This is a genomic window from Achromobacter sp. 2789STDY5608615 (genome assembly GCF_001298995.1).
GTDB lineage: Bacteria > Pseudomonadota > Gammaproteobacteria > Burkholderiales > Burkholderiaceae_B > Achromobacter > Achromobacter insuavis.
Map to the genome: position 1 here is coordinate 1 of NZ_CYTY01000049.1, position 22,194 is coordinate 22,194.

The following is a 22,194-nucleotide window of genomic DNA, read 5'->3' on the forward strand; positions in this document are numbered from 1 at the left end:
TTGCGTGGCGCCGGCGTGAGCGGGATCGATTGCTCCCTGCGTACATGCCGATCTGTGAGGATTGCCCGCGCGCCTGCACCATGATGGCGTTGCGGCCCGCTTCCGGGCCGCCGTCTTTGCGAAGGTGGCGCGGATGATACGAAGATTCTTCCTGGCGGCGGGGCTGGCGGGCCTGGCCGGGGCCAGCCGGTGCCGGCCATTTTTGGCGTCGATGCCGCCGGCGAGCGGGTCCTGCCTTATGCGCGGCGCGATCCCTACGTGGTGCTGGCCGGCCGCTGGGACGGCCTGGCGTTCCGCGGCGGCCGCCTGGCGGCGCGGGCGCGCCGCGCGTCGTGCCTGCCTCGGGAAGGCCGCGGCGCCTGCGGGTCGTCCCCGACGGTGCAAGGCGCCGACAACCCTCTATAATCAAAGATTCGCCTAAATTCTGCTTCATCCACGATGAAATCCTCCGAGATTCGCCAGCAGTTCCTGCAATTCTTCAAGTCCAAGGGACACACCATCGTCCCTTCGTCGTCGCTCGTGCCGGGCAACGATCCGACCCTGCTTTTCACCAATTCGGGCATGGTCCAGTTCAAGGACGTCTTCACGGGCAAGGAATCGCGGTCGTACACGCGCGCCACGTCGTCGCAGCGCAGCGTGCGCGCCGGCGGCAAGCACAACGACCTGGAGAACGTGGGCTACACCGCCCGCCACCATACGTTCTTCGAAATGCTGGGCAATTTCAGCTTCGGCGACTACTTCAAGCGCGACGCCATCCAGTACGCCTGGGAACTGCTGACGCAGGTCTACAAGCTGCCCGCCGACAAGCTCTGGGTCACCGTCTACCAGGAAGACGACGAGGCCTATGACATCTGGGCCAAGGAAGTCGGCGTGCCGACCGAGCGCATCATCCGCATCGGCGACAACAAGGGCGCCCGCTACGCGTCGGACAACTTCTGGCAGATGGCCGACACCGGTCCCTGCGGCCCGTGCTCGGAAATCTTCTATGACCACGGCCCCGAGATCTGGGGCGGCCCCCCGGGATCGCCCGAGGAAGACGGCGACCGCTACATCGAGATCTGGAACCTGGTGTTCATGCAGTTCGAGCGCGACGCCGCCGGCAACATGCCGCGCCTGCCGCGCCCCTGTGTCGATACCGGCATGGGCCTGGAGCGCATCGCGGCCGTGCTGCAGCACGTCCACTCCAACTACGAAATCGACCTGTTCCAGCACCTGATCGCCGCCGCCGCGCGCGAAACCGGCATCAAGGACCTGGAAAACAATTCGCTCAAGGTCATCGCCGACCACATCCGCGCCTGCTCGTTCCTGATCGTCGACGGCGTCATCCCCAGCAACGAAGGCCGCGGCTACGTGCTGCGCCGCATCGTGCGCCGCGCGCTGCGCCATGGCTACAAGCTGGGCCAGACCAAGCCGTTCTTCCACCGCCTGGTGCCCGACCTGGTCGCCGAGATGGGCGAGGCCTATCCCGAGCTGGCCGCCACCGCCGAGCGCGTGGCGCAGGTGCTCAAGCAGGAAGAAGAACGCTTCGGCGAAACGCTGGAACACGGCATGCGCATCCTCGACGGCGCGCTGGCCAACGTGCCCAAGGGCGGCCAGCTGGACGGCACCACGCTGTTCACGCTGTACGACACCTACGGCTTCCTGGTCGACCTGACCGCCGACATCTGCCGCGAACGCGAAGTCGACGTCGACATGGCCGGCTTCGAAGTCGCCATGGAACGCCAACGCGACCAGGCGCGCGCCGCCGGCAAGTTCAAGATGGCCGAGGGCCTGAGCTACGAAGGCGCGGAAACGCGCTTCGAGGGCTACGAGAAGCTCGAACTCGACAACGTCAAGGTCACGGCCCTGTACGTCGACGGCACCCAGGTGCAACAGGTGCAGGCCGGCCAGAGCGCCGTGGTGGTGCTGGACGCCACCCCGTTCTACGCCGAGTCCGGCGGCCAGGTCGGCGACACTGGCCTGCTCGAGGCCGCCGGCGTGCGCTTCGCCGTGGGCGACACGCTCAAGATCCAATCGGGCGTGTTCGGCCATCACGGCACGCTCGAAGAGGGCAAGCTGGCGGTGGGCGACACCGTGCTGGCGCGCGTGGACGCGGTGCGCCGCGCCCGCACCGTGCGCAACCACTCGGCCACCCACCTGATGCACAAGGCCCTGCGCCAGGTGCTGGGCGCGCGCGTGCAGCAGCGCGGCTCGCTGGTCGATCCCGACAAGACCCGTTTCGACTTCGCGCAGGACGCGCCCCTGACGGCCGAGCAGATCGCCCGCGTCGAGGCCATCGTCAACGCCGAGATCCTCGCCAACCAGCCCACCGTGGCCCAGGTCATGGCCTACGATGACGCCGTCAAGGGCGGCGCCATGGCGCTGTTCGGCGAAAAGTACGGCGACACCGTGCGCGTGCTCGACATCGGCTTCTCGCGCGAACTGTGCGGCGGCACCCACGTCGGCCGCACCGGCGACATCGGCCTGTTCAAGATCGTGTCCGAAGGCGGCGTGGCCGCCGGCGTGCGCCGTATCGAAGCCATCACGGGCGACAACGCCCTGGCCTGGGTGCAGAACCAGAGCGCCTTGCTGGCCCAGGTGGCCGGCATGCTGCGCAGCACGCCCGCCGACCTGCCGGCCCGCATCTCGCAGGTGCAGGACCAGGTCAAGCTGCTCGAAAAAGACCTGGAGCAGTCGCGCAGCAAGCTCGCCGCCAGCGCCGGCAACGACCTGGCCAGCTCCGCGGCCGTCGAGGTCAAGGGCATCAAGCTGCTGGCCGCCAGCATCGGCGACGTCGATCCCAAGGCCCTGCGCGGCATGGTCGACAACCTGAAGGACCGCCTCAAGCCCGCCGTGGTGCTGCTGGCCACCGGCTCGGCCGATGGCAAGATCAGCGTCGTCGGCGGCGTCACGGCCGACCTGACCAACCGCATCAAGGCCGGCGACCTAGTGGGCTTCGTCGCCAGCCAGGTGGGCGGCAAGGGCGGCGGCCGTCCGGACATGGCCATGGGCGGCGGCACCGATCTGGCGGCATTGCCCGCCGCGATCGCCAGCGTGCAGAAGTGGGTCGATGAGCGCCTCTGATCTGGACACCGCGCCGGCCGTGCCGGCGCCGTCCTTCGACCAGGACGTCGACGCCAGCGGCCTGACCTGCCCGTTGCCGATCCTGCGCGCCAAGAAGGCCCTGGCGCAGATGGAAAGCGGCCAGGTGCTGCGCGTCCTGACCACCGACCGCAACGCCATCCGCGACTTCCAGGCGTTCGCCCGCCAGACCGGCAACGTGCTGGTCGCGCAACACGAGGCCGATGGCCGCGGCGTGCATTACCTGCGCCGCCGCTGATCCGGCGCTCCATGAAAAAGGCCAGCCTTTCCGGGCTGGCCTTTTTGTTTGGCGCGATGGCGCGCGTCTGCGCGCCGCGCCGTCTATTTATGGATGGCCGCCGCCACCGCCTGCGTGATGGTGAAGTCCACCAGATCGCCTTCCTTCAGTTTCGCCAGGCGCGCCTGCATTGCCGGATCCTGCACCTGGATCGTGCGCAGCGCGCCCTGCGGGCCCTTCAGGGTGACGAGATTGGCGCTCTTGTTGATGTGCCAGATCTCGGCGGTGATGGTGGTCTGCCGCCCGACCGCGCCGCCCGGCTTGGCTCCCTTGGCGCTGCGCGTGCCAGCGGTCTGGGTGACCACTTCGGGGGCGCCCGAGCCGGCCGGGCGCACATCGACGGCCACCGACTCGTAATAGTCCAGCGTCAGCGAGTCGCCCGGCTTGATCTGCTTGAAATTGCGCACTTCCGGGCCCGCCTGGACATCCACCACATTGCCATTGGCGCCCTGCAGGGTGATGGTGCGGGTGGCGGGGTCCACCGCGGTGACCTTGCCGGTGGCGGTGGTCAGCGCGGCGCCGACCACCCGGGCCTGGGCTGCCATCGGCAGCGCCAGCATGCCCGCCAGCAGCCCTGTTGCCGCCAGGCGCGCGACAGGGGTGAAGACAGTTTTACGGTTCTTCATGGTGCAGCACCCTCCGGTAGAGGAAGTTGGGGGAAAACGCGGGAAAAAAGGGGTGCGATCAGTCGCCGAGAAACCGGGGACGTTTGCGCAGGCGCGGGGGACGCGAGGGCGGAGAAGGGCGGCGCCGTTGCGGCGCGGCCAGGGGAGGCGGGCTTGCGGATGTGGCGCAGGATGACATTCCGATCTCTCCAATCGGGGAAATGCTTCACACGCACTTGCCAAGGGCGCCGGTCCGGCGGCGCGTTCCGGATGGAAACGCCGCCGGGCGATCTTCCTGCGCCTCGGCGCGGCACAGCGGCCCGTGACGGGCTACACTCTGTCTGCGGCGGGCTCCGGCCCGGATTTTGTAGAATACCCGTATGTGGTGCATATGTGGTGTTTTCGCGTATAAATCACGCCGCGTCTCCCGATATTCAGCACGGGCATTTGCCAGCCGGCTTGTTTAAGTGCTAGAATTTCCCGTTTTTCACAACTAATTCAAGGGATTACCTATGGTGGTGATTCGCCTGGCCCGCGGTGGGTCCAAGAAGCGTCCGTTCTACAACCTGGTGGCCACCGATTCGCGTAACCGTCGCGACGGCCGTTTCATCGAGCGCGTGGGTTTCTACAACCCCGTCGGCAACGAAGGCGCGGAAAACCTGCGCATCGCGCTGGATCGCGTGCAACACTGGACCAGCAACGGCGCCCAGCTGTCGCCGGCCGTCGAGCGCCTGGTCAAGGACTACTCGGCCAAGGTTTCCGCCGCGGCTTAATGCCCGCGTCGCACGCCTGAACCCTGCTAGTTTCTAGCTACGCTGTACGAAACCGATAGCCCGATACATGTCTGATGCCGCACATTCCAACGCGGCGCCTGCGGACTTGATCGAGCTGGGTCGCATCAGTGCGGCCTACGGTGTGAAAGGCTGGGTCAAGGTGCAGCCGCATTCGGCCAATGCCGAAGTGCTGCTCTCAGCTTCTCAATGGTGGTTGACTCGCCCTGTGCCTGAATTGGCGCGGGGCGCTGTCGCGTCTGCGCCTGTCGCATACAAGGTCGTGCAAGTCCGTTCGCAGGGGGCCACCGTGGTGGCCCAGCTGGCCGGCATCGCCGACCGTGACCAGGCCGAAGCGCTGCGCGGTTTTTCCGTGCAGGCGCCGCGGGGTTCCTTCCCCGCGCCCGAAGAAGACGAATACTACTGGGTCGATCTCATTGGCTGTTCGCTGTACACCACGGCGAATGGCGACGCCGCGCTCATCGGCGTGGTGGACGAGGTCCTGGATAACGGCGCTCACGCCGTCTTGAAAGTCTTGTGCCAGAAGGTCGGAGCCGACGGCCCCGAACCTATCCTGAACGCCAAGGGAAAGCCCGCCGAAATGCTCGTTCCGTTCGTGCGCGCGCACATCCAAGCCGTCGATCTGGCCGCGCGCCGCATCGATAGCGACTGGCCCGCGGATCTCTGATGCGCATTGATGTCGTGACACTCTTTCCCGAGATGTTCGGGGTGGTGTGCGACCTGGGCGTCACCGGCCGGGCCCATGCCCAGGGGCGGTGGGCCCTGCATGCCTGGAATCCGCGTGATTTCACCAGTGATCCCCACCGTACCGTGGACGACCGCCCTTATGGCGGCGGCCCCGGCATGGTGATGATGGCGGCTCCGCTGGAAGCCGCCGTCAATGCCGCCCAGGCGGCGCGCGCGGCCCAAGGCCTGGGACCGGCCCCGGTGGCGCTGCTCGCGCCCGTGGGCAAGCGTTACGACCAGGCCGGCGCCGAGGCGCTGGCCGCTAGCGACGGCCTGATTCTCATCTGCGGTCGCTACGAAGGCGTCGACCAGCGCTTCATCGAGCGCTGCGTCACGCACGAAATCTCGCTGGGCGACTTCGTGTTGTCCGGCGGTGAGATCGCGGCGCTCGCCGTGATCGACGCCGCGGTGCGCCTGTTGCCGGGCGTGCTGAACGACGGCGACTCCGCGCTGCAGGACTCCTTCAACGACACGCTGTCCGGCCTGCTGGACAGCCCGCATTACACGCGCCCCGAAGTCTACGAGGGCGCGCCCGTGCCGGCGCCGCTGCTCAGCGGCCACCACGCCAACATCTCGCGCTGGCGCCGGGAACGCTCGCTGGCATTGACCGTTGCGCGGCGTCCCGAGCTGATCGCATCGGCCCGCGCCCAGGGCTGGCTGTCGCTGGCCGACGAGCGCTTTCTGGCCGAGCTGGCCGGCGAGCCGTTGCCGCCGCTGCCCGCCAAGCGCCGCCGCGGATCCAAACCCAAGGCTTCCTGAGCCGGCCGGCGCATCTGCCGGCTTCGCGCCAGGCCGCAAATCCCGCGCTTCGATCCGGCGCGCGATAGTCCGCGACCGCCCCTATCTGTCCAGGTTCCAAGAGCGCCTCCCGCCGTCTTGCCATCCGTCGTGCGGACCTTGTCCGCAAGTCTTTTCCCTTTTTCCAGGACCCAGGCGGCCTAGGGATGCTCCTAGGTTGTAGCGGCTCGCCTCGCTCCTTAGTATTGAAAATTACATAAAAATGAAATTTTCATATGAGCCGATCCTCTCCCGTGCCGCGTGATGCCGACGCGCTGTCCAGGCCAGCGCTGGCGGCGGGCCGTCCCGAATCCGCCGTCGACATGTGGCTGGGCCAGCAACTGCGCCAATTGCGCAAGCAGCACGGCCGCTCACTGGCGGACGTGGCGCAGGCCTGCGCCATGTCGGTGGGCCTGCTAAGCCAGATCGAGCGCGGCCTGAGCTCGGCGTCGGTCAAGACGCTGCACCAGCTGGCGCGCGAGTTCGGGGTGTCGGTCAACGCCTTGCTGCGCAACGCCGAACACACCGAAGGCGAGGACGGCGGCCGCGTCGCCCGCGCCGGCACGCACCGCTACATCGACCTGCGCGAGAAGGGCATCGTCAAGGAGATGTACACGCCGCCCGCGTGCCGCAGCATGGACCTGTGCCGCGCCACCATCGAGCCTGGCGGCTCGACCGGCAACGAGCTGTTCGTGACCGGGCAGGGCGAGCAGATCGGCGTGGTGCTCAAGGGCACGCTCGAACTCTGGGTGGGCGACCGCGTCGTGCTGCTCAAGGAAGGCGACAGCTTCTGCTATGCCAGCAGCACGCCGCGGCGCTGGCGCAATCCCGGCTTGCAGGCGACCGAGGTCATCTGGGCCATCTCGAATATCAATCAAGCCGCGGGGGATGTGACGCAACCGCCGCCTTGAGCGCGCGGGCAGTGAATGGGCGCGATGACACTGGGGATCATCCGCCTTCCGGGCACGTTCCGGAACTCTTTGCCTAGATGAGGAAATGTCATGAAATTCAAGACTCTGGTTGTCTCTGTATTCGCAGCATTGTCCACGGCCACGGCCGCGCAGGCCCAGACGGTGTTGAAGGTGGGGTCCACGCCCACCGGCAGTCCGTTCACCTTTCTCGACACCAAGACCAATTCCATCGAGGGGGTGATGGTCGACATCGTCAAGGCGGTCGGCAAGGAGGCCGGTTTCGAGGTGCAGATCGAACCCATGGCGTTTTCAGCGCTGATCGGCTCGCTGACCTCCAAGCGCATCGACATCGTCTCGGCGGCCATGTTCATCACGCCGCAGCGCCAGCAGGTAGTGAGTTTCTCGGAGCCGGTCTATCGCTATGGCGAAGGCCTGATGGTGCTCAAGAGCGACAACAAGGAATACAAGTCCTTCGCCGACATGCAGGGCATGACGGTCGGCGTGCAGGTCGGCACCGCCTTCGTCGAGCCGATCCAGAAGAGCGGCGTGTTCAAGGAAGTGAAGCTCTACGACAACCCGCCGGACATGATGCGCGACGCCAATGCCGGCCGCATCCAGGGCGGCTTCATGGACTACCCGATCGCCGCGTACATCCTGACCCAGGGCAATTATCCCAACCTGAAGATGGCGCAGTCCTACCAGCCCACCGTCATGGGCAGCCTGGGCCTGGCCACGCGCAAGGACGATACCGCCTTGCTCGAACGCATCAACAAGGCGCTGGCCAAGCTGAAGGCCGATGGCGCCATCGACCAGATCCTGAAGAAGTGGGGGCTGGGCGGCTGACGCCCGTTTGATGGCGGGCGCGGCGCCGCGACAGGCGTCCGCCCGGACTGCGCGCCCTGGCGCGCGGACCGGCCGCGACCCGGGTTTCCGGAGGCGGCCCAGTTGGGGTGAATCGAGTCATGACGGAATTCTTCAAAGACGCGGCGGAATACCTGCCGATCCTGTTGCAGGGGGCCAAGCTCACCATCCTGGTGACGCTCGGGTCGCTGGTCCTGTCCACGGTGTTGGGACTGGTGTGGGCGCTGATGCGGGTCTCCGGCAACAAATACCTGTCCAAGTTCAGCGCGGGCGTGATCAACCTGCTGCGCGGCATCCCGATCATCGTGCTGCTGTTCTACATCTACTTCGTGATGCCGGACATGGGCATCGCGCTGACGGCGGTGCAGGCCGCGATCATCGGCCTGGGCATTGCCTACTCGGCCTACCAGGCCGAGAACTTCCGCGCCGGCATCGAGGCCATCGACCGCGGCCAGATCGAGGCGGCCATGGCGATGGGCATGAGCTGGAGCATGACCATGCGCCGCGTGGTGCTGCCGCAGGCCGTCAAGATCGTGCTGCCGCCCTACGGCAACATCATGATCATGATGCTCAAGGACTCGTCGCAGGCCTCCACCATCACGGTGGCCGAGCTCGCCCTGCAGGGCAAGCTGATCGCCGTGTCGACGTTCAAGAACGCCACCGTGTTCTCGCTGGTGGCGCTGATGTATCTGGTGATGTGCGTGCCGCTGATCCTGCTGGTGCGGCATCTGGAAAAGAGGAGTGCCGCCAAATGATCGAACTCAAGGGCGTGCGCAAGAGCTTCGGGTCGCTGGAGGTGCTCAAGGGCATCGATGCCGAGGTCAGCAAGGGCGAGGTCGTGTGCGTGATCGGGCCGTCCGGCTCGGGCAAGTCCACCATCCTGCGCTGCATCAACGGGCTGGAACGCTACAACGCCGGCCGCATCACCGTGGATGGCGAGCTGGTGGACTGCGATGCGGCCTCCATCGTTTCCATCCGCACGCAGGTGGCGATGGTGTTCCAGCGCTTCAACCTGTTCCCGCACCGCACCGCGCTGGAAAACGTGGTGGAAGGGCCGATCTACGTGAAGGGCGAGCCGCGCGCGCAAGCGTTCGAACGCGGCCGTGAATTGCTCGCCAGCGTCGGCCTGGCCGACAAGGCCGACGCCCATCCGCCGCAGTTGTCCGGCGGCCAGCAGCAGCGCGTGGCGATCGCTCGGGCGCTGGCGATGCAGCCGAAGGCGATCCTGTTCGACGAACCGACCTCGGCGCTCGACCCCGAACTGGTGGGCGACGTGCTGGGCGTGATGCGCAAGCTGGCCGAGGCCGGCATGACCATGGTCGTCGTGACGCACGAGATGAGCTTCGCGCGCGAGGTCGCCGATCGCGTCATGTTCTTTGACGGTGGCGTGATGGTGGAGCAGGGCGCCGCCCGTGAAGTGCTGAATCACCCGCAGCACCCGCGCACGCAGGATTTCCTGCGCCGCGTGCTGCATCCCATGTGAGGAACCATCATGTCGCAGACGCCGTTTCCACTTTCCCCGTCGCTCTGGGCCGCCACCGCGGCGCCGCCGCCGGACGCGCAGCCGCTGACGCAGTCCGCGCAGGCCGACGTGCTGGTGGTGGGCGGCGGCTATGCCGGCCTGAGCACCGCGCTGCACCTGGCCGAGCAGGGCGTGCGGGTGGTGCTGCTGGAGGCGCGCGAGATCGGCTTCGGCGGCTCGGGTCGCAACGGCGGCCAGGTCATTCCCGGCCTCAAATACGATCCCGATGCGCTGGTGTCGATGTTCGGCGGCGAGCGCGGTGAGCGCCTGGTGCGCTTCGCCGGCGCCACCGCCGATTCGGTGTTCAACCTGATCGAGCGGCACGCAATGGACGTGCCGCACGTGCGCAGCGGCTGGATCCAGGGCGCACACACCCCCGCGGCGCTGGAACTGGCGCACGCCCGCGCCGCGCAATGGGCGCGCCATGGCGCCGACGCGCAACCGCTGGACAAGGCGGAGGTGGCGCGCCTGATCGGCACCGATCGCTATCTGGGCGGCTGGATCGACCGGCGCGCGGGCGCGGTGCAGCCGCTGAGCTATGCGCGCGGCCTGGCGCGGGCCGCCTTGAACGCGGGGGCGGTGATCCACACCGACACGCCCGTCACCGGGCTCAAGCGCGACGGCGGCAAGTGGACCGCCACCACCGCCGGCGGCGCCAGCGTGACCGCCGACCGCGTGGTGATGTGCACCAATGCCTACGGCGCCGACCTGCTGCCAGGCCTGAAGACCTCGATCATCGACGCCAACACCTTCCAGGTCGCCACCACGCCGCTGCCGGAGCGCCTGCGCGCGGGCATCTTTCCGGAAGGACAGGTCACCTCCGACACCCGCAACCTGCTGCTCTATTTCCGGCTGGACCACCAGGGCCGCCTGCTGATGGGCGGGCGCGGGCCGTTCCGCGAGCCCAAGGGGCCGCAGGACTGGGCTCACCTGGAGCGCGTCATGGTGAAGATGTTCCCGCAGGTGGCCGGCACGCCGTTCGAGTATCGCTGGTGCGGCCGCGTGGCCATCACCCGCGACTACCTGCCGCACCTGCACGAGCCGCAGCCCGGCCTGCTGGTGGACATCGGCTGCCAGGGGCGCGGCGTGGGCCTGCAGACCAGCATGGGCCGCGCCATGGCGCAATACCTCGTCAGCGGCGACGCCAAGGCGCTGCCGGTGCCGCTGTCGCCGGTGAGGTCGTTCCCGCTGCATGGGTTGCGGCGCCTGTACGTCAATGCGGTGGTCACGTGGTACCGCATGACGGACGGCGGCGTGTAGGCCGGCGCGATACCCGCCGACGCGATGCGCATCGGCAAGATGCCCGCGAAAAAAAGCCCCGGACCTGTCCGGGGCTTTTTGCGTGCGGCGGGTCAGGCGATCAATTGCCCAGCTTGCCGCGCTGTTCGCGCACCTTCTGCAGCGTCTCGCCGAACTGCGCCACGCGGGCCTTTTCCTGCTCGACCACGGCGGCCGGGGCGCGTTCGACGAAGCTGGCGTTGGACAGCTTGCCGTTGGCCTTGGCGATCTCGCCTTCCAGGCGCGCGATTTCCTTGTCCAGGCGCACGCGTTCGGCGGCGACGTCGATCTCGACGTGCAGCATCAGGCGGCTGGCGCCGACCACCTGCACCGGCGCGCCGGCGTCGGGCAGGACGTCCAGCACGTCGACCTGGCTGAGCTTGGCCAGCGCGGCCAGGTAGGGGGCGTTGCGCGTCAGCGTGGGCGCATCGCCCTGGGCGCACAGCGGCACCTTCTGGGCCGGCGACAGGTTCATCTCGCCGCGCAGGGCGCGCACGGCCTCGACCTGGGCCTTGAGCTCGGCCACGTCGGCTTCGGCGGCGGTGTCCACGGCGGCCGGGTTGGCCTGCGGGAACGGCTGCACGCTGACGCTGTCGGCCACGCCTTCCTGGCGCTTGCCGGCCACCACCGAGACCTTCTGCCACAGTTCTTCCGTGATGAACGGAATGATCGGGTGGGCCAGGCGCAGCACGCCTTCGAGCACGCGGATCAGCGTGCGGCGCGTGCCCAGTTGCTGGGCCGGCGTGCCGGTCTGGATCTGCACCTTGGCCAGTTCCAGGTACCAGTCGCAGTATTCATCCCAGACGTAGCGGTACAGCGCGTTGGCGATGTTGTCGAAGCGGTAGTCGGCAAAGCCGCGCGCCACGTCGGCTTCCAGCGCCTGCAGCTGGCTGACGATCCAGCGGTCGACGAACGAGGTTTCGCCCGCGTCCGGACCGGTCAGGTCGTGGCCTTCGGTGTTCATCAGCACGAAACGGGTGGCGTTCCAGAGCTTGTTGCAGAAGTTGCGGTAGCCCTCGCAACGCTTCAGGTCGAAGTTGATGTTGCGGCCCAGGGTCGCGTAGGCGGCCATGGTGAAGCGCAGCGCGTCGGCGCCGAAGGCGGGGATGCCGTCCGGGTACTGGCGGCGCGTGGCCTTCTCGATGGCGCCGGCCTGCTTGGGGTTCATCAGGCCGTAGGTGCGCTTGGCCACCAGGCCTTCCAGGTCGATGCCGTCGATCAGGTCGATCGGATCGAGCGTGTTGCCCTTGGACTTGCTCATCTTCTGGCCGTCGGCGTCGCGGATCAGACCGTGCATGTAGACGTGCTTGAACGGGATCTGGCCGGTCAGGTGCGTGGTCAGCATGACCATGCGCGCGACCCAGAAGAAGATGATGTCGAAACCGGTGACCAGCACGCTGGACGGCAGGTAACGTTCCAGGTCGGGCGTCTTGTCGGGCCAGCCGAGCGTGGTGAAGGGCGCCAGGCCCGACGAGAACCAGGTGTCGAGCACGTCCGGATCGCGCTTGAGCTCGCCGGTGACGCCGGCGGCGCGGGCCTGCTGGATGGCTTCGGCTTCGTCGTGGGCGACGAACACCTGGCCGTCTTCCGCGTACCACGCGGGAATCTGGTGGCCCCACCACAGCTGGCGCGAAATGCACCAGTCCTGGATGTTGTTGAGCCACTGGTTGTAGATGGTGGTCCAGTTGTCCGGGTAGAACTGGATGCGGCCGTCGGCCACGACTTCCAGCGCCACTTCGGTGATGCTCTTGCCCGGGTTGAGCGTGCCCTCGGGGGCCGGCTTGCTCATGGCGACGAACCACTGGTCGGTCAGCATGGGCTCGAGCACGACGCCGGTGCGGTCGCCCTTGGGCTGCATCATCTTGTGCGGCTCGACCTTGACCAGGTAGCCCTCGGCTTCCAGCTGGGCGACCACGGCCTTGCGGGCCTCGTAGCGCTCCATGCCCTGGAACTGCTTGGGGCCGTTCTCGTTGATGTGCGCGTCGAGCGTGAAGATCACGATCAGCGGCAGGTCGTGGCGCATCGCGCAGGCGTAGTCGTTGAAGTCGTGCGCGCCGGTGATCTTGACGCAGCCGGTGCCGAATTCGGGGTCGACGAAGTCATCCGCGATGATGGGGATGTTGCGGTCGCACAGCGGCAGTTCGACTTCCTTGCCGACCAGGTGCTTGTAGCGCGGGTCTTCGGGGTGCACGCACAGCGCGCCGTCGGCCAGCATGGTCTCGGGGCGGGTGGTGGCGATGGTCATGCCGCGCAGGGTGACCGTCTGGCCGTCCTTGTCGACGATGGTCTGCGGACCGTCGACGAAGGGGTAGAGGATGTGCCACATGTGGCCGTCGGTCTCTTCCGACAGGACTTCCAGGTCGGACACCGCCGTCAGCAGCTTGGGGTCCCAGTTGACCAGGCGCTTGCCGCGGTAGATCAGGCCCTGTTTATGCAGGCGCACGAAGGTCTCAACCACGCCGCGCGACATGCGTTCGTCCATGGTGAAGTATTCGCGCGGCCAGTCGGCCGAGGCGCCCAGCCGGCGCACCTGGCCGGTGATGGCGCTGCCCGACTTTTCCTTCCATTCCCACACTTTCTCGAGGAATTTCTCGCGGCCGAGGTCGTGGCGCGAAACCTTCTGGGCGTCGAGCTGTCTTTCAACCACGATCTGCGTGGCGATGCCGGCGTGGTCCGTCCCCGGAATGAAGACGGTGTCGTCGCCCAGCATGCGGTGGTAGCGGATCAGGCCATCCATGATGGTCTGGTTGAACGCGTGGCCCATGTGCAGCGTGCCCGTCACGTTGGGCGGCGGGAACTGGATGACGTAGGGTTGCGATTCCGTCCCCGTTTTTACGTGCGACCCCGCGGCGAAGTAGCCGCGCTTGTCCCACTCGGCGTACCAGCGGGATTCGAGTTCGGCGGGTTCGAAGCTCTTGGAGAGTTCCGGGGAGTCGGTCGCGGCGGGCGCGGCGTTCGGGGGAGCGGCTTGAGTCATTACAGGGTTCCGGCAGACAGGGCGCCCGGTCGATGAAAACGGGCAAGCAAACCGCTCATTTTAAGATGTAATGCGGTCGTATCGGCGTGTTAGAATACCGGGTTACTGTAAACCTTTTAGAAGTCCCTGAATTCATTGAGGTTTCGCCAAAAGTTCATTGAAAAAACGCTGCGAATTTCAGCACAATGAACCGAGCGAAGCACTCGAGGCGGGACGGCCCCGGGGGCAACCCCGGGATCACTCCGAAGGGTAGGCAGTGTCGAATCCCCGCCTTGGCACAGGCGGCCGGGACGGCCCGGAACGCGCTGTCAACGCAGCTGTTCCGAGCCGCTTGCGCGCCCATGGCGCGATGCCGCTTGAAGGGTGACACCAACGAGCGCAGGCCACGCCAGGCAATCATAGAAACCAGTCAGCAATCCGTTTTCGGAGTTTTTCATGTCCATCCAACGTACCCTCTCGATCATCAAGCCCGACGCCGTCGCCAAGAACGTCATCGGCCAGATCGTCGGCCGTTTCGAACAAGCCGGCCTGAAGGTCATCGCCGCCCGCCTGGCCCAGCTGTCGCGCGCCGACGCCGAGCGTTTCTACGCCGTGCACAAGGAACGCCCCTTCTTCAAGGACCTGGTTGACTTCATGATCTCCGGTCCCGTGTTCGTGCAAGTGCTGGAAGGCGAGGACGCCATCCTGAAGAACCGCGACCTGATGGGCGCCACCGACCCCAAGAAGGCCGCCCCGGGCACGATCCGCGCCGACTTCGCCGACAGCATCGACGCCAACGCCGTGCACGGCTCGGACGCGCCGGAAACGGCCGCTGTCGAAGTGGCTTTCTTCTTCCCCGAAATCAACATCCACAGCCGTTGATTTTCCGGAAATCGTTTTAGCGTCATAGCAATACCAGGTCATGGAATCCGTCGAACGAATCAATCTGCTGGGGCTGGATGGCTCCGCCCTGTCCGAACTCGTCGGGCAGTGGGGCGGCAAGCCGTTTCGCGCCCGTCAGCTGCAGCGCTGGATGCACCAGCGCGGCGCCGATTCGTTCGACGCCATGACCGACCTGGCCCGCGATTTCCGCGGCCAGCTGGCGTCGCGTTGCGTCATCGAGGCGCTGGCCGTCAACACCGAGCAACGCTCGTCCGACGGCACCCGCAAGTGGCTGTTCGACGTGGGGCAGGGCAACGCCATCGAAACCGTCTTCATCCCCGAAGACGACCGCGGCACGTTGTGCATCTCCAGCCAGGCCGGCTGCGTGGTGAACTGCCGTTTCTGCTCGACCGGGCACCAGGGGTTCAACCGCAACCTCAAGACCAGCGAGATCATCGGCCAGCTGTGGTGGGCCAAGCGCGTGCTGGAGGCCGACATCGGCACCGCGCGCCTGGAAAGCGCCCGCGCCACCGAAGACACCCGCGTCATCAGCAACGTGGTCATGATGGGCATGGGCGAGCCCCTGCTCAACTACGACCAGGTTCTGCCGGCCCTGCGTCTGATGCTCGACGACAACGCCTACGGCCTGTCGCGGCGCCGCGTCACGGTGTCGACCTCGGGCGTGGTGCCCATGATGGACCGTCTGTCGCAGGACTGTCCGGTGGCACTGGCCGTGTCGCTGCACGCGCCCAATGACGCGCTGCGCGACGAGCTGGTGCCGCTGAACAAGAAGTACCCGTTGAGGGAGTTGCTGGCCGCGTGCGAACGCTACCTGGCTTTCGCGCCGCGCGACTTCATCACGTTTGAATACTGCATGCTGGACGGCATCAACGATACCGACCAGCACGCCAAGGAACTGATAAACATCGCACGCCAGATCCGCTGCAAGCTCAATCTGATCCCGTTCAATCCCTTCCCCGCGTCCGGTCTGAAGCGTTCGCCCACGGCCCGCGTCAAGGTGTTCGCCCAGCGTCTGATGGACGCCGGCATCATCACGACGGTCCGCAAGACCCGGGGGGACGATATCGATGCCGCTTGTGGTCAACTGGCCGGAGAAGTGCGCGACCGTACCCGGATTACCGAACGGAACGCCGCGCAGCGCCAGACCATACCAATTAGACAGGTGCATGCATGACGCAGGATATCGCTTCTGCAGTTTCAGAAACGCCCGCGGGCGCAGGGGGTTCGGGCAAGGTGGGCTCGGCGCTGCGCACGCTGCGCCAGTCCAAGGGCTGGTCGCTCGAGGAAGTGTCCAGCCGCATCAAGTTTTCGGCCAAGCAGATCGAGGCCCTCGAGAACGAACAGTGGGGCGAGCTGCCCACCGGCGTCTCGCTGCGTGGTCTGATCCGCAATTACGCCCGCATGCTGGGCGCCGATTCCCAGGCCATCGTCGATTCGCTCGATCCCAAGGCCCGCGTCACCGGCCCGGTCAAGCTGAGCCCGGGCGCGCTGCATTCCGCGCACTCCATTCCCCAGTCGAGCGCGGATGACGATCGCGCGTCCTCGACCTCCTGGGGCTGGCTGATCGCCATCGTTCTGGTGCTGGCCGCCGGTGTCGCCTACGCTTTCTGGCAGGGCTGGCTGCCGCAGCAATGGCTGGCGTTCGACTGGCTCCCCAAGCTGTCCAAGTAAATACCGGTTTAGCCGATGCAAGATTCCTCTCTGCCTTGCCAGGATGCGCCGCCGCCCTCAGTGGGCGCGGCTTCCCGCCGCGTCACGCGTTCGGTGGCGGTGAAGTGGGGCGACCGCACGGTCATGATCGGCGGCGACGCGCCGGTGGTGGTCCAGTCCATGACCAACACCGACACCGCCGACGCCATCGCCACGGCGATCCAGGTCAAGGAACTGGCGCTGGCCGGTTCCGAGATGGTGCGCATCACCGTCAATACGCCCGAGGCCGCCAAGGAAGTCATGGCGATCCGCGAGCAGCTCGACCGCATGGGCGTGGATGTGCCGCTGGTGGGCGACTTCCACTACAACGGCCACAAGCTGCTGACGCAATTTCCGGACTGCGCCCAGGCGCTGTCCAAGTACCGCATCAACCCCGGCAACATGGGCGGCGGCAAGCGTCGTGACGACAACTTCGCCCAGATGATCGAGGTGGCTTGTCGCTACGACAAGCCGGTGCGCATCGGCGTGAACTGGGGCAGCCTGGATCACGAGCTGATGGCGCGCAAGATGGACGAGAACAGCCGCCGCGCCCAGCCCTGGGAAGCGCAGGCGGTGATGCGCGACGCGCTGGTGGTGTCCGCCATCACCAACGCCCAGCGCGCCGAGGAACTCGGCCTGCGCCGCGACGCCATCATCCTGTCGTGCAAGGTCAGCCACGTGCAGGACCTGATCACGGTCTACCGCGACCTGTCGGCGCGTTGCGACTATCCGCTGCATCTGGGCCTGACCGAGGCCGGCATGGGCAGCAAGGGCATCGTCGCCTCGACCGCCGCGCTGGCCGTGCTGCTGCAGCAGGGCATCGGCGACACCATCCGCATTTCGCTGACGCCGGAACCTGGCGGCGACCGCGGCCGCGAAGCCGTGGTGGCGCAGGAAATCCTGCAGACCATGGGCCTGCGCGCGTTCACGCCCATGGTGGTGGCCTGCCCCGGTTGCGGCCGCACCAGCAGCACGTTCTTCCAGGAATTGGCCGATAGCATCCAGTCCTACCTGCGCCGGCAGATGCCGGTGTGGCGCGCCCAGTACCCCGGCGTCGAAAGCATGAACGTCGCGGTCATGGGCTGTGTGGTCAACGGGCCTGGCGAAAGCCGCCACGCGGATATCGGCATCAGCCTGCCGGGCACCGGCGAGGTGCCGGCCGCGCCGGTGTTCGTCGACGGCGAGCGCACGGTCACCCTGAAGGGCGACCATATCGCCGAAGAATTCCAGGCCATCGTTGAAGACTACGTGGCGCGCCGCTATGGCGCGCTCGCCTCTCATTAAAGAAAGGGTGTGGCCGCGAGGCGCGCTTGCCAGCGCGCGGGGCGGCATGATCAAGATGACTCAAGCTTTCCAGAAAGTCGCCGCCATCCGCGGCATGAATGACCTGCTGCCAGGGCCCAGCGCCCGCTGGGAGCAATTCGAGGAAATCGTGCGCGGCTGGCTGCGCGGCTATGGCTATCGCAATGTGCGTACGCCCGTGCTTGAGCATACGCGCCTGTTCACGCGCGGCATCGGCGAAGTGACCGACATCGTCGAAAAAGAGATGTACACGTTCACCGATGCGCTCAACGGCGAATCGCTGACCATGCGGCCCGAGATGACCGCCGGCATCGTGCGCGCCTCGATCGAGCACAATCTGCTGTACGACCGCCCGCAGCGCGTCTACTCGATCGGTCCGGTGTTCCGCCACGAGCGCCCGCAGCGCGGCCGCTACCGCCAGTTCCACCAGATCGACGTCGAGGCCCTGGGCTTCGCCGGTCCCGATGTGGACGCCGAGCTGATCGTCATGCTGGCCCGCCTGTGGAAGCTGCTGGGCCTGACCGACGTGCGCCTCGAACTGAACTCGCTGGGCCAGCCGGCCGAGCGCGCCGCGCACCGCGCCGCCCTGATCGCGCACCTGGAAAAGCACGTCGACATCCTCGACGAGGACGGCAAGCGCCGCCTGTACACCAACCCGCTGCGCGTGCTCGACACCAAGAACCCCGCCATGCAGGAAATGGCCGACAGCGCGCCGCGCCTGTTCGACTTCCTGGGCGAGGAGTCGCGCGCCCACTTCGACGGCGTGTGCCAGCGCCTGACCGACGCCGGCATCGAATACCGCCTCAACCCGCGCCTGGTGCGCGGGCTCGACTACTACAACCTGACCGTCTTCGAATGGGTCACCGACCGCCTGGGTTCCCAGGGCACGGTGTGCGGCGGCGGCCGCTACGACGGCCTGATCGAACTGCTGGGCGGCAAGGCCGCGCCGGCCGTCGGTTTCGCCATCGGCATGGAGCGCCTGCTGGACCTGTGGGAACAGAGCGTGCAGGTCGACGCCCCGGCCGAGTGCGACGTCTACGTCGTGCACCAGGGCGAGGACGCGCAGCGCCTGGCCGCCCGGGTTGGCGAAGACCTGCGCGATGCAGGCCTGTCGGTGGTGGTGCACGCCGGCGCCGCCAGCTTCAAGTCCCAATTCAAGCGCGCGGACGCCAGCGGCGCCCGCGTTGCGGTTATCCTTGGCGCCGATGAAGTGGCTTCGCAGACCGCCAGCATCAAATTCCTGCGCGCCGACGCCCAAGGCGATGCCGCGCGGCAGCAAGTCCCGTTGGCGGGCTTGGCCGACGTATTGAAGAATCTCAAGGGTTAGGGCATGGCATACGATCTGGAAGAACAGGAAAAACTCGACGCAATCAAGGCGTGGTGGGCCCGCTACGGCACGCTGGTGCTGTCGCTGGTGGCCGCCGTGGCGGTGGCCTGGGGCGGCTGGTGGGGCTCGAAGGCCTACCAGTCGCACAAGGCGAACCAGGCCATGGGTTATTTCGAGGCGCTCGAAGACGCGGCCCGCCTGGGCGGCGCCGATTCGTCGGTGCGCATCAAGGCCGCCGCGGCGACCCTGCGCGACCAGTACGGCTCGACCGGCTACGCCACCCGTGGCGCGCTGGTGGCGGCCCAGGCGCTGCAGGCCCAGAAGGACGTCGACGGCGCCCGCCAGCAGCTCGAATGGCTGGCCGGCCAGACCAAGAACCCGTCCATGCAGGCCGTCGCCCGGCTGCGCCTGGCGGGCCTCTTGCTCGACCAGAAGCAATACGATGCCGCGCTGGGGCAGCTGAACAACGCCCCGGCCGCGTTCGCCGCCTTGTTCGCCGACCGCCGAGGCGATATCCTCGCGGCGCAAGGCAAGCGCGAGGATGCGCGTGCGGCATGGCAAAGCGCCATTGATGGCCTGGGCACGGCGAATCCGCTGACCCAGGTTGTGCAACTGAAACTGGATGCCCTGAGCGGAGCGTGACTGTAATGCGTAAATTTGCCTTTGGCCGGACGTGGCGTGGCGCGGTTTGCCTGACGGGCGTGCTCGCCCTCGGCGGTTGCGGCCTGTTTTCCCATGACGACGGCCGTTACGACCCCGCTCCCCTGACCGAGTACAAGGCCGGCATGTCGGTGCGCCAGGTCTGGTCGACCTCGATCGGCAGCGGTTCCGGCCTGGGCTTTGCGCCCACGGTGCTGGAAAACGCCATCTACGCCGCCACGCCCGATGGCTCGGTCGGCAAGTTCGACCTGCAAAGCGGCCGTCCCATCTGGAAGTCGCAGGCCGGCGTCAAGCTGACCGCGGGCGCCGGCAGCGATGGCACCACCACGGCCGTGGCCTCGCCCGATGGCGACGTGGTCGCCTTTGATGACAGCGGCAAGGTCAAATGGAAGGTGCGCGCCACCAGCGACGTCAACATCCCGCCGGTGGTGGGCTATGGCATCGTCGTGGTCCGCAGCGGCGACTACCGCATCCAGGCCTTCGACGCCAACAACGGCGAGCGTCTCTGGAGCGTGCAGCGCCCCGGCCCGGCGCTGGCCCTGCGCAGCGCCGCGCAGATGGTGCTGGCCGAAGGCCTCGTCATCACCGGCCTGCCCGGCGGCAAGATGATGGCCATCGCCTCCGACAGCGGCAACGTGCAATGGGAAGGCACCGTCGCCACCCCGCGCGGCGCCAGCGACCTGGAACGCCTGACCGACGTGGTCGGCGCGCCCCGCATCGCCGGTAACCTGCTTTGCGCGGTGGCCTACCAAGGGCGTATCGTGTGCTTTGACGTCACGGCCGGCGGCCGTCCGATCTGGGCCAAGGACTTCTCCAGCGTCAGCGGCATGACCCTGGACCAGCGCTTTGCCTACTCGGCCGACCAGAACAGCGTGGTCAACGCCTTCGCGCTGGACAACGGCGGCAACGTCTGGAAGCAGGCTGCGCTGAAGAACCGCCAGCTCACCGTGCCGGCCCTGCTGGGCGGCGCGCTCGCGGTCGGCGACCTGGACGGCTATGTGCATTTCCTGTCGCGCAGCGACGGCAGCCTGATGGCGCGCCTGTCGGTGGGCGGCGGTGCCATCGTTTCGCCGCCGCAGACGACTTCCCAAGGTGTGCTGGTCCAGACGGGCAATGGCAATCTCGTCCTGATCGGCACCAACTAAACCCTCAAGAACAAAGCCTTACACCGTGTCTTTCAAGCCTGTCGTTGCCCTGGTCGGCCGCCCCAACGTGGGGAAATCGACCCTATTCAATCGCCTGACGCGATCGCGCGCCGCGCTGGTGGCCGATTTTTCCGGCCTGACCCGCGATCGCCATTACGGCGAGGGCAGGGTGGGCGATATCCCCTTCATCGCCATCGACACGGGCGGTTTCGAGCCGGTCGCCAAGGATGGCATCCTGCTGGAAATGGCGCGCCAGACCCGCCAGGCCATCGCCGAGGCCGATGTCGTCGTGTTCCTGGTGGACGCGCGCGCCGGGCTCAACGCCCATGACCACGAAATCGCCACGCTGCTGCGCAAGTCGGGGCAGCAGCGCGTGCTGCTGGCGGTGAACAAGGCCGAAGGCATGGGGGCGGGCGCCGCCATCGCCGAATTCCACGAGCTGGGCCTGGGGCAACCCTATCCCATCTCGGCGGCGCACGGCGACGGCATCGTCGACCTGATCGAACTCGCGCTCCAGGACCTGGCCGAGCCGCCCGCCGAGGACGAAGAGCCGGCCGAAGAGGGCGAGCACGACCATCGCATCAAGCTGGCCATCGTGGGCCGTCCCAACGTCGGCAAGTCCACGCTGATCAACACGCTGATGGGCGAAGAGCGCGTGATCGCGTTCGACATGCCCGGCACCACCCGCGACGCCATCGAGATCGACTTCGAGCGCGATGGCCGCCGCTACACGCTGATCGACACCGCCGGCCTGCGCAAGCGCGGCAAGGTGTTCGAGGCGGTCGAGAAGTTCTCCGTCATCAAGACGCTGCAGGCCATCGAGGCCAGCAACGTCGTGCTGTTGATGCTGGACGCGCAGACCGAAATCTCCGAGCAGGACGCCCACATCGCCGGCTTCGTGCTGGAAACCGGGCGCGCCGTGGTCGTGGCCGTCAACAAGTGGGATGGCCTGGACGGCGAGGAAAAGGAACGCATCGAGCGCGAATTCATGCGCAAGCTGCGCTTCCTGTCGTTCGCCCGCGTGCACACCATTTCCGCCTTGCGCGGCCAGGGCATCAAGCCGCTGCTCAAGTCGGTCAATGCCGCTCACGCCGCCGCGTTCGCCAAGCTCTCCACGCCCAAGCTGACGCGCGAGCTGCAGGCCGCCGTCGAGCAGCAGCCGCCGCCCCGCAAGGGCATCTTCCGTCCCAAGATGCGCTATGCGCACCAGGGCGGGCAGAATCCCCCGCTGGTGGTCATCCACGGCAACGCGCTCGATTCGGTGCCCGATTCGTACCGCCGCTACCTGGAAACCCGTTTCCGCAACGCCTTCGATCTGGCCGGCACGCCGCTGCGGATCGAATTCAAGTCTTCGCACAACCCCTACGCGCAGGAAAGCTGATC

Annotated in this window: 21 protein-coding genes; 19 read left to right on the forward strand and 2 right to left on the reverse strand. The window is 67.0% G+C overall.

The window, feature by feature from the left end; all coding sequences use genetic code 11:
* Positions 1–189 precede the first annotated feature (189 nt).
* Genes AOZ49_RS34045 through AOZ49_RS27625 form a run of 3 tightly spaced genes read left to right on the forward strand, consistent with a single transcriptional unit; the run spans position 190 to position 3,319 of the window.
* On the forward strand, positions 190–405 hold the full coding sequence (locus tag AOZ49_RS34045) for a hypothetical protein (protein WP_369815884.1): 216 nt from the start codon (positions 190–192) through the stop codon (positions 403–405).
* Positions 406–438: 33 nt separating this feature from the next.
* Positions 439–3,063, forward strand: coding sequence for an alanine--tRNA ligase (alaS, locus tag AOZ49_RS27620; RefSeq protein WP_054478962.1), 2,625 nt, complete (start codon positions 439–441; stop codon positions 3,061–3,063).
* The gene (locus AOZ49_RS27625; RefSeq protein ID WP_054478963.1) at positions 3,050–3,319 is read left to right on the forward strand and encodes a sulfurtransferase TusA family protein; all 270 of its coding nucleotides are present in this window, start codon (positions 3,050–3,052) and stop codon (positions 3,317–3,319) included. The genes alaS and AOZ49_RS27625 overlap by 14 nt, the downstream gene beginning before the upstream one ends.
* An 83-nt stretch (positions 3,320–3,402) precedes the next feature.
* Here the strand turns inward: AOZ49_RS27625 and AOZ49_RS27630 are convergent, their stop codons facing one another.
* Complete coding sequence (locus tag AOZ49_RS27630; protein ID WP_054434262.1) at positions 3,403–3,984, reverse strand: hypothetical protein; 582 nt, start codon at positions 3,982–3,984, stop codon at positions 3,403–3,405.
* A 491-nt stretch (positions 3,985–4,475) separates the two neighbouring features.
* On the opposite strand from AOZ49_RS27630, the gene rpsP reads away from it, so the two are divergent.
* The 8 genes from rpsP (at position 4,476) to AOZ49_RS27670 (ending at position 10,811) form a co-directional block, all read left to right on the forward strand.
* The gene (rpsP, locus tag AOZ49_RS27635) at positions 4,476–4,736 is read left to right on the forward strand and encodes a 30S ribosomal protein S16 (RefSeq protein ID WP_006387841.1); all 261 of its coding nucleotides are present in this window, start codon (positions 4,476–4,478) and stop codon (positions 4,734–4,736) included.
* A 67-nt stretch (positions 4,737–4,803) separates the two neighbouring features.
* A complete protein-coding gene (gene rimM / locus AOZ49_RS27640; protein ID WP_054478965.1) occupies positions 4,804–5,421 on the forward strand; it encodes a ribosome maturation factor RimM in 618 nt (205 codons plus the stop codon).
* Positions 5,421–6,239, forward strand: coding sequence for a tRNA (guanosine(37)-N1)-methyltransferase TrmD (trmD, locus tag AOZ49_RS27645; protein ID WP_054478966.1), 819 nt, complete (start codon positions 5,421–5,423; stop codon positions 6,237–6,239). The genes rimM and trmD overlap by 1 nt, the downstream gene beginning before the upstream one ends.
* A gap of 254 nt (positions 6,240–6,493) precedes the next feature.
* Complete coding sequence (locus AOZ49_RS27650; protein WP_054434268.1) at positions 6,494–7,168, forward strand: helix-turn-helix domain-containing protein; 675 nt, start codon at positions 6,494–6,496, stop codon at positions 7,166–7,168.
* Between the two features lie 90 nt (positions 7,169–7,258).
* Positions 7,259–8,011 (forward strand): ABC transporter substrate-binding protein, encoded by a 753-nt coding sequence (locus AOZ49_RS27655; protein WP_049075200.1) that lies wholly within the window; start codon positions 7,259–7,261, stop codon positions 8,009–8,011.
* A gap of 119 nt (positions 8,012–8,130) precedes the next feature.
* Positions 8,131–8,784, forward strand: a complete 654-nt coding sequence (locus tag AOZ49_RS27660) for an amino acid ABC transporter permease (RefSeq protein ID WP_054417795.1) — start codon at positions 8,131–8,133, stop codon at positions 8,782–8,784.
* Positions 8,781–9,512 carry an amino acid ABC transporter ATP-binding protein gene (locus tag AOZ49_RS27665; protein ID WP_054434270.1) on the forward strand — a complete coding sequence of 244 codons (732 nt, stop codon included), beginning with the start codon at positions 8,781–8,783 and terminating at the stop codon, positions 9,510–9,512. The genes AOZ49_RS27660 and AOZ49_RS27665 overlap by 4 nt, the downstream gene beginning before the upstream one ends.
* Positions 9,513–9,521: 9 nt before the next feature.
* Entirely contained in the window at positions 9,522–10,811 is a 1,290-nt protein-coding gene (locus AOZ49_RS27670) for an NAD(P)/FAD-dependent oxidoreductase (protein WP_054478968.1), read from the forward strand.
* Positions 10,812–10,911: 100 nt separating this feature from the next.
* Here AOZ49_RS27670 and AOZ49_RS27675 read toward each other — a convergent pair whose 3' ends face one another.
* On the reverse strand, positions 10,912–13,806 hold the full coding sequence (locus AOZ49_RS27675) for a valine--tRNA ligase (RefSeq protein WP_054434274.1): 2,895 nt from the start codon (positions 13,804–13,806) through the stop codon (positions 10,912–10,914).
* 435 nt (positions 13,807–14,241) lie between these two features.
* On the opposite strand from AOZ49_RS27675, the gene ndk reads away from it, so the two are divergent.
* Genes ndk through der form a run of 8 tightly spaced genes read left to right on the forward strand, consistent with a single transcriptional unit; the run spans position 14,242 to position 22,192 of the window.
* Positions 14,242–14,667, forward strand: coding sequence for a nucleoside-diphosphate kinase (gene ndk / locus AOZ49_RS27680; protein ID WP_006393972.1), 426 nt, complete (start codon positions 14,242–14,244; stop codon positions 14,665–14,667).
* Between the two features lie 40 nt (positions 14,668–14,707).
* Positions 14,708–15,862: a dual-specificity RNA methyltransferase RlmN gene (gene rlmN / locus AOZ49_RS27685; RefSeq protein ID WP_054478969.1), complete on the forward strand. Its 1,155-nt coding sequence runs from the start codon at positions 14,708–14,710 to the stop codon at positions 15,860–15,862.
* Positions 15,859–16,359: a helix-turn-helix domain-containing protein gene (locus AOZ49_RS27690; RefSeq protein ID WP_054434280.1), complete on the forward strand. Its 501-nt coding sequence runs from the start codon at positions 15,859–15,861 to the stop codon at positions 16,357–16,359. The genes rlmN and AOZ49_RS27690 overlap by 4 nt, the downstream gene beginning before the upstream one ends.
* A gap of 15 nt (positions 16,360–16,374) precedes the next feature.
* A complete protein-coding gene (gene ispG, locus AOZ49_RS27695; protein ID WP_054434282.1) occupies positions 16,375–17,661 on the forward strand; it encodes a flavodoxin-dependent (E)-4-hydroxy-3-methylbut-2-enyl-diphosphate synthase in 1,287 nt (428 codons plus the stop codon).
* Between the two features lie 55 nt (positions 17,662–17,716).
* Positions 17,717–19,006: a histidine--tRNA ligase gene (hisS, locus tag AOZ49_RS27700; protein ID WP_156355762.1), complete on the forward strand. Its 1,290-nt coding sequence runs from the start codon at positions 17,717–17,719 to the stop codon at positions 19,004–19,006.
* A 3-nt stretch (positions 19,007–19,009) separates the two neighbouring features.
* Complete coding sequence (locus tag AOZ49_RS27705) at positions 19,010–19,648, forward strand: YfgM family protein (RefSeq protein ID WP_006393977.1); 639 nt, start codon at positions 19,010–19,012, stop codon at positions 19,646–19,648.
* A gap of 5 nt (positions 19,649–19,653) precedes the next feature.
* Positions 19,654–20,811: an outer membrane protein assembly factor BamB gene (bamB, locus tag AOZ49_RS27710; protein WP_054434285.1), complete on the forward strand. Its 1,158-nt coding sequence runs from the start codon at positions 19,654–19,656 to the stop codon at positions 20,809–20,811.
* A gap of 25 nt (positions 20,812–20,836) precedes the next feature.
* Positions 20,837–22,192 (forward strand): ribosome biogenesis GTPase Der, encoded by a 1,356-nt coding sequence (gene der, locus AOZ49_RS27715; RefSeq protein WP_054434286.1) that lies wholly within the window; start codon positions 20,837–20,839, stop codon positions 22,190–22,192.
* Positions 22,193–22,194 lie beyond the last annotated feature (2 nt).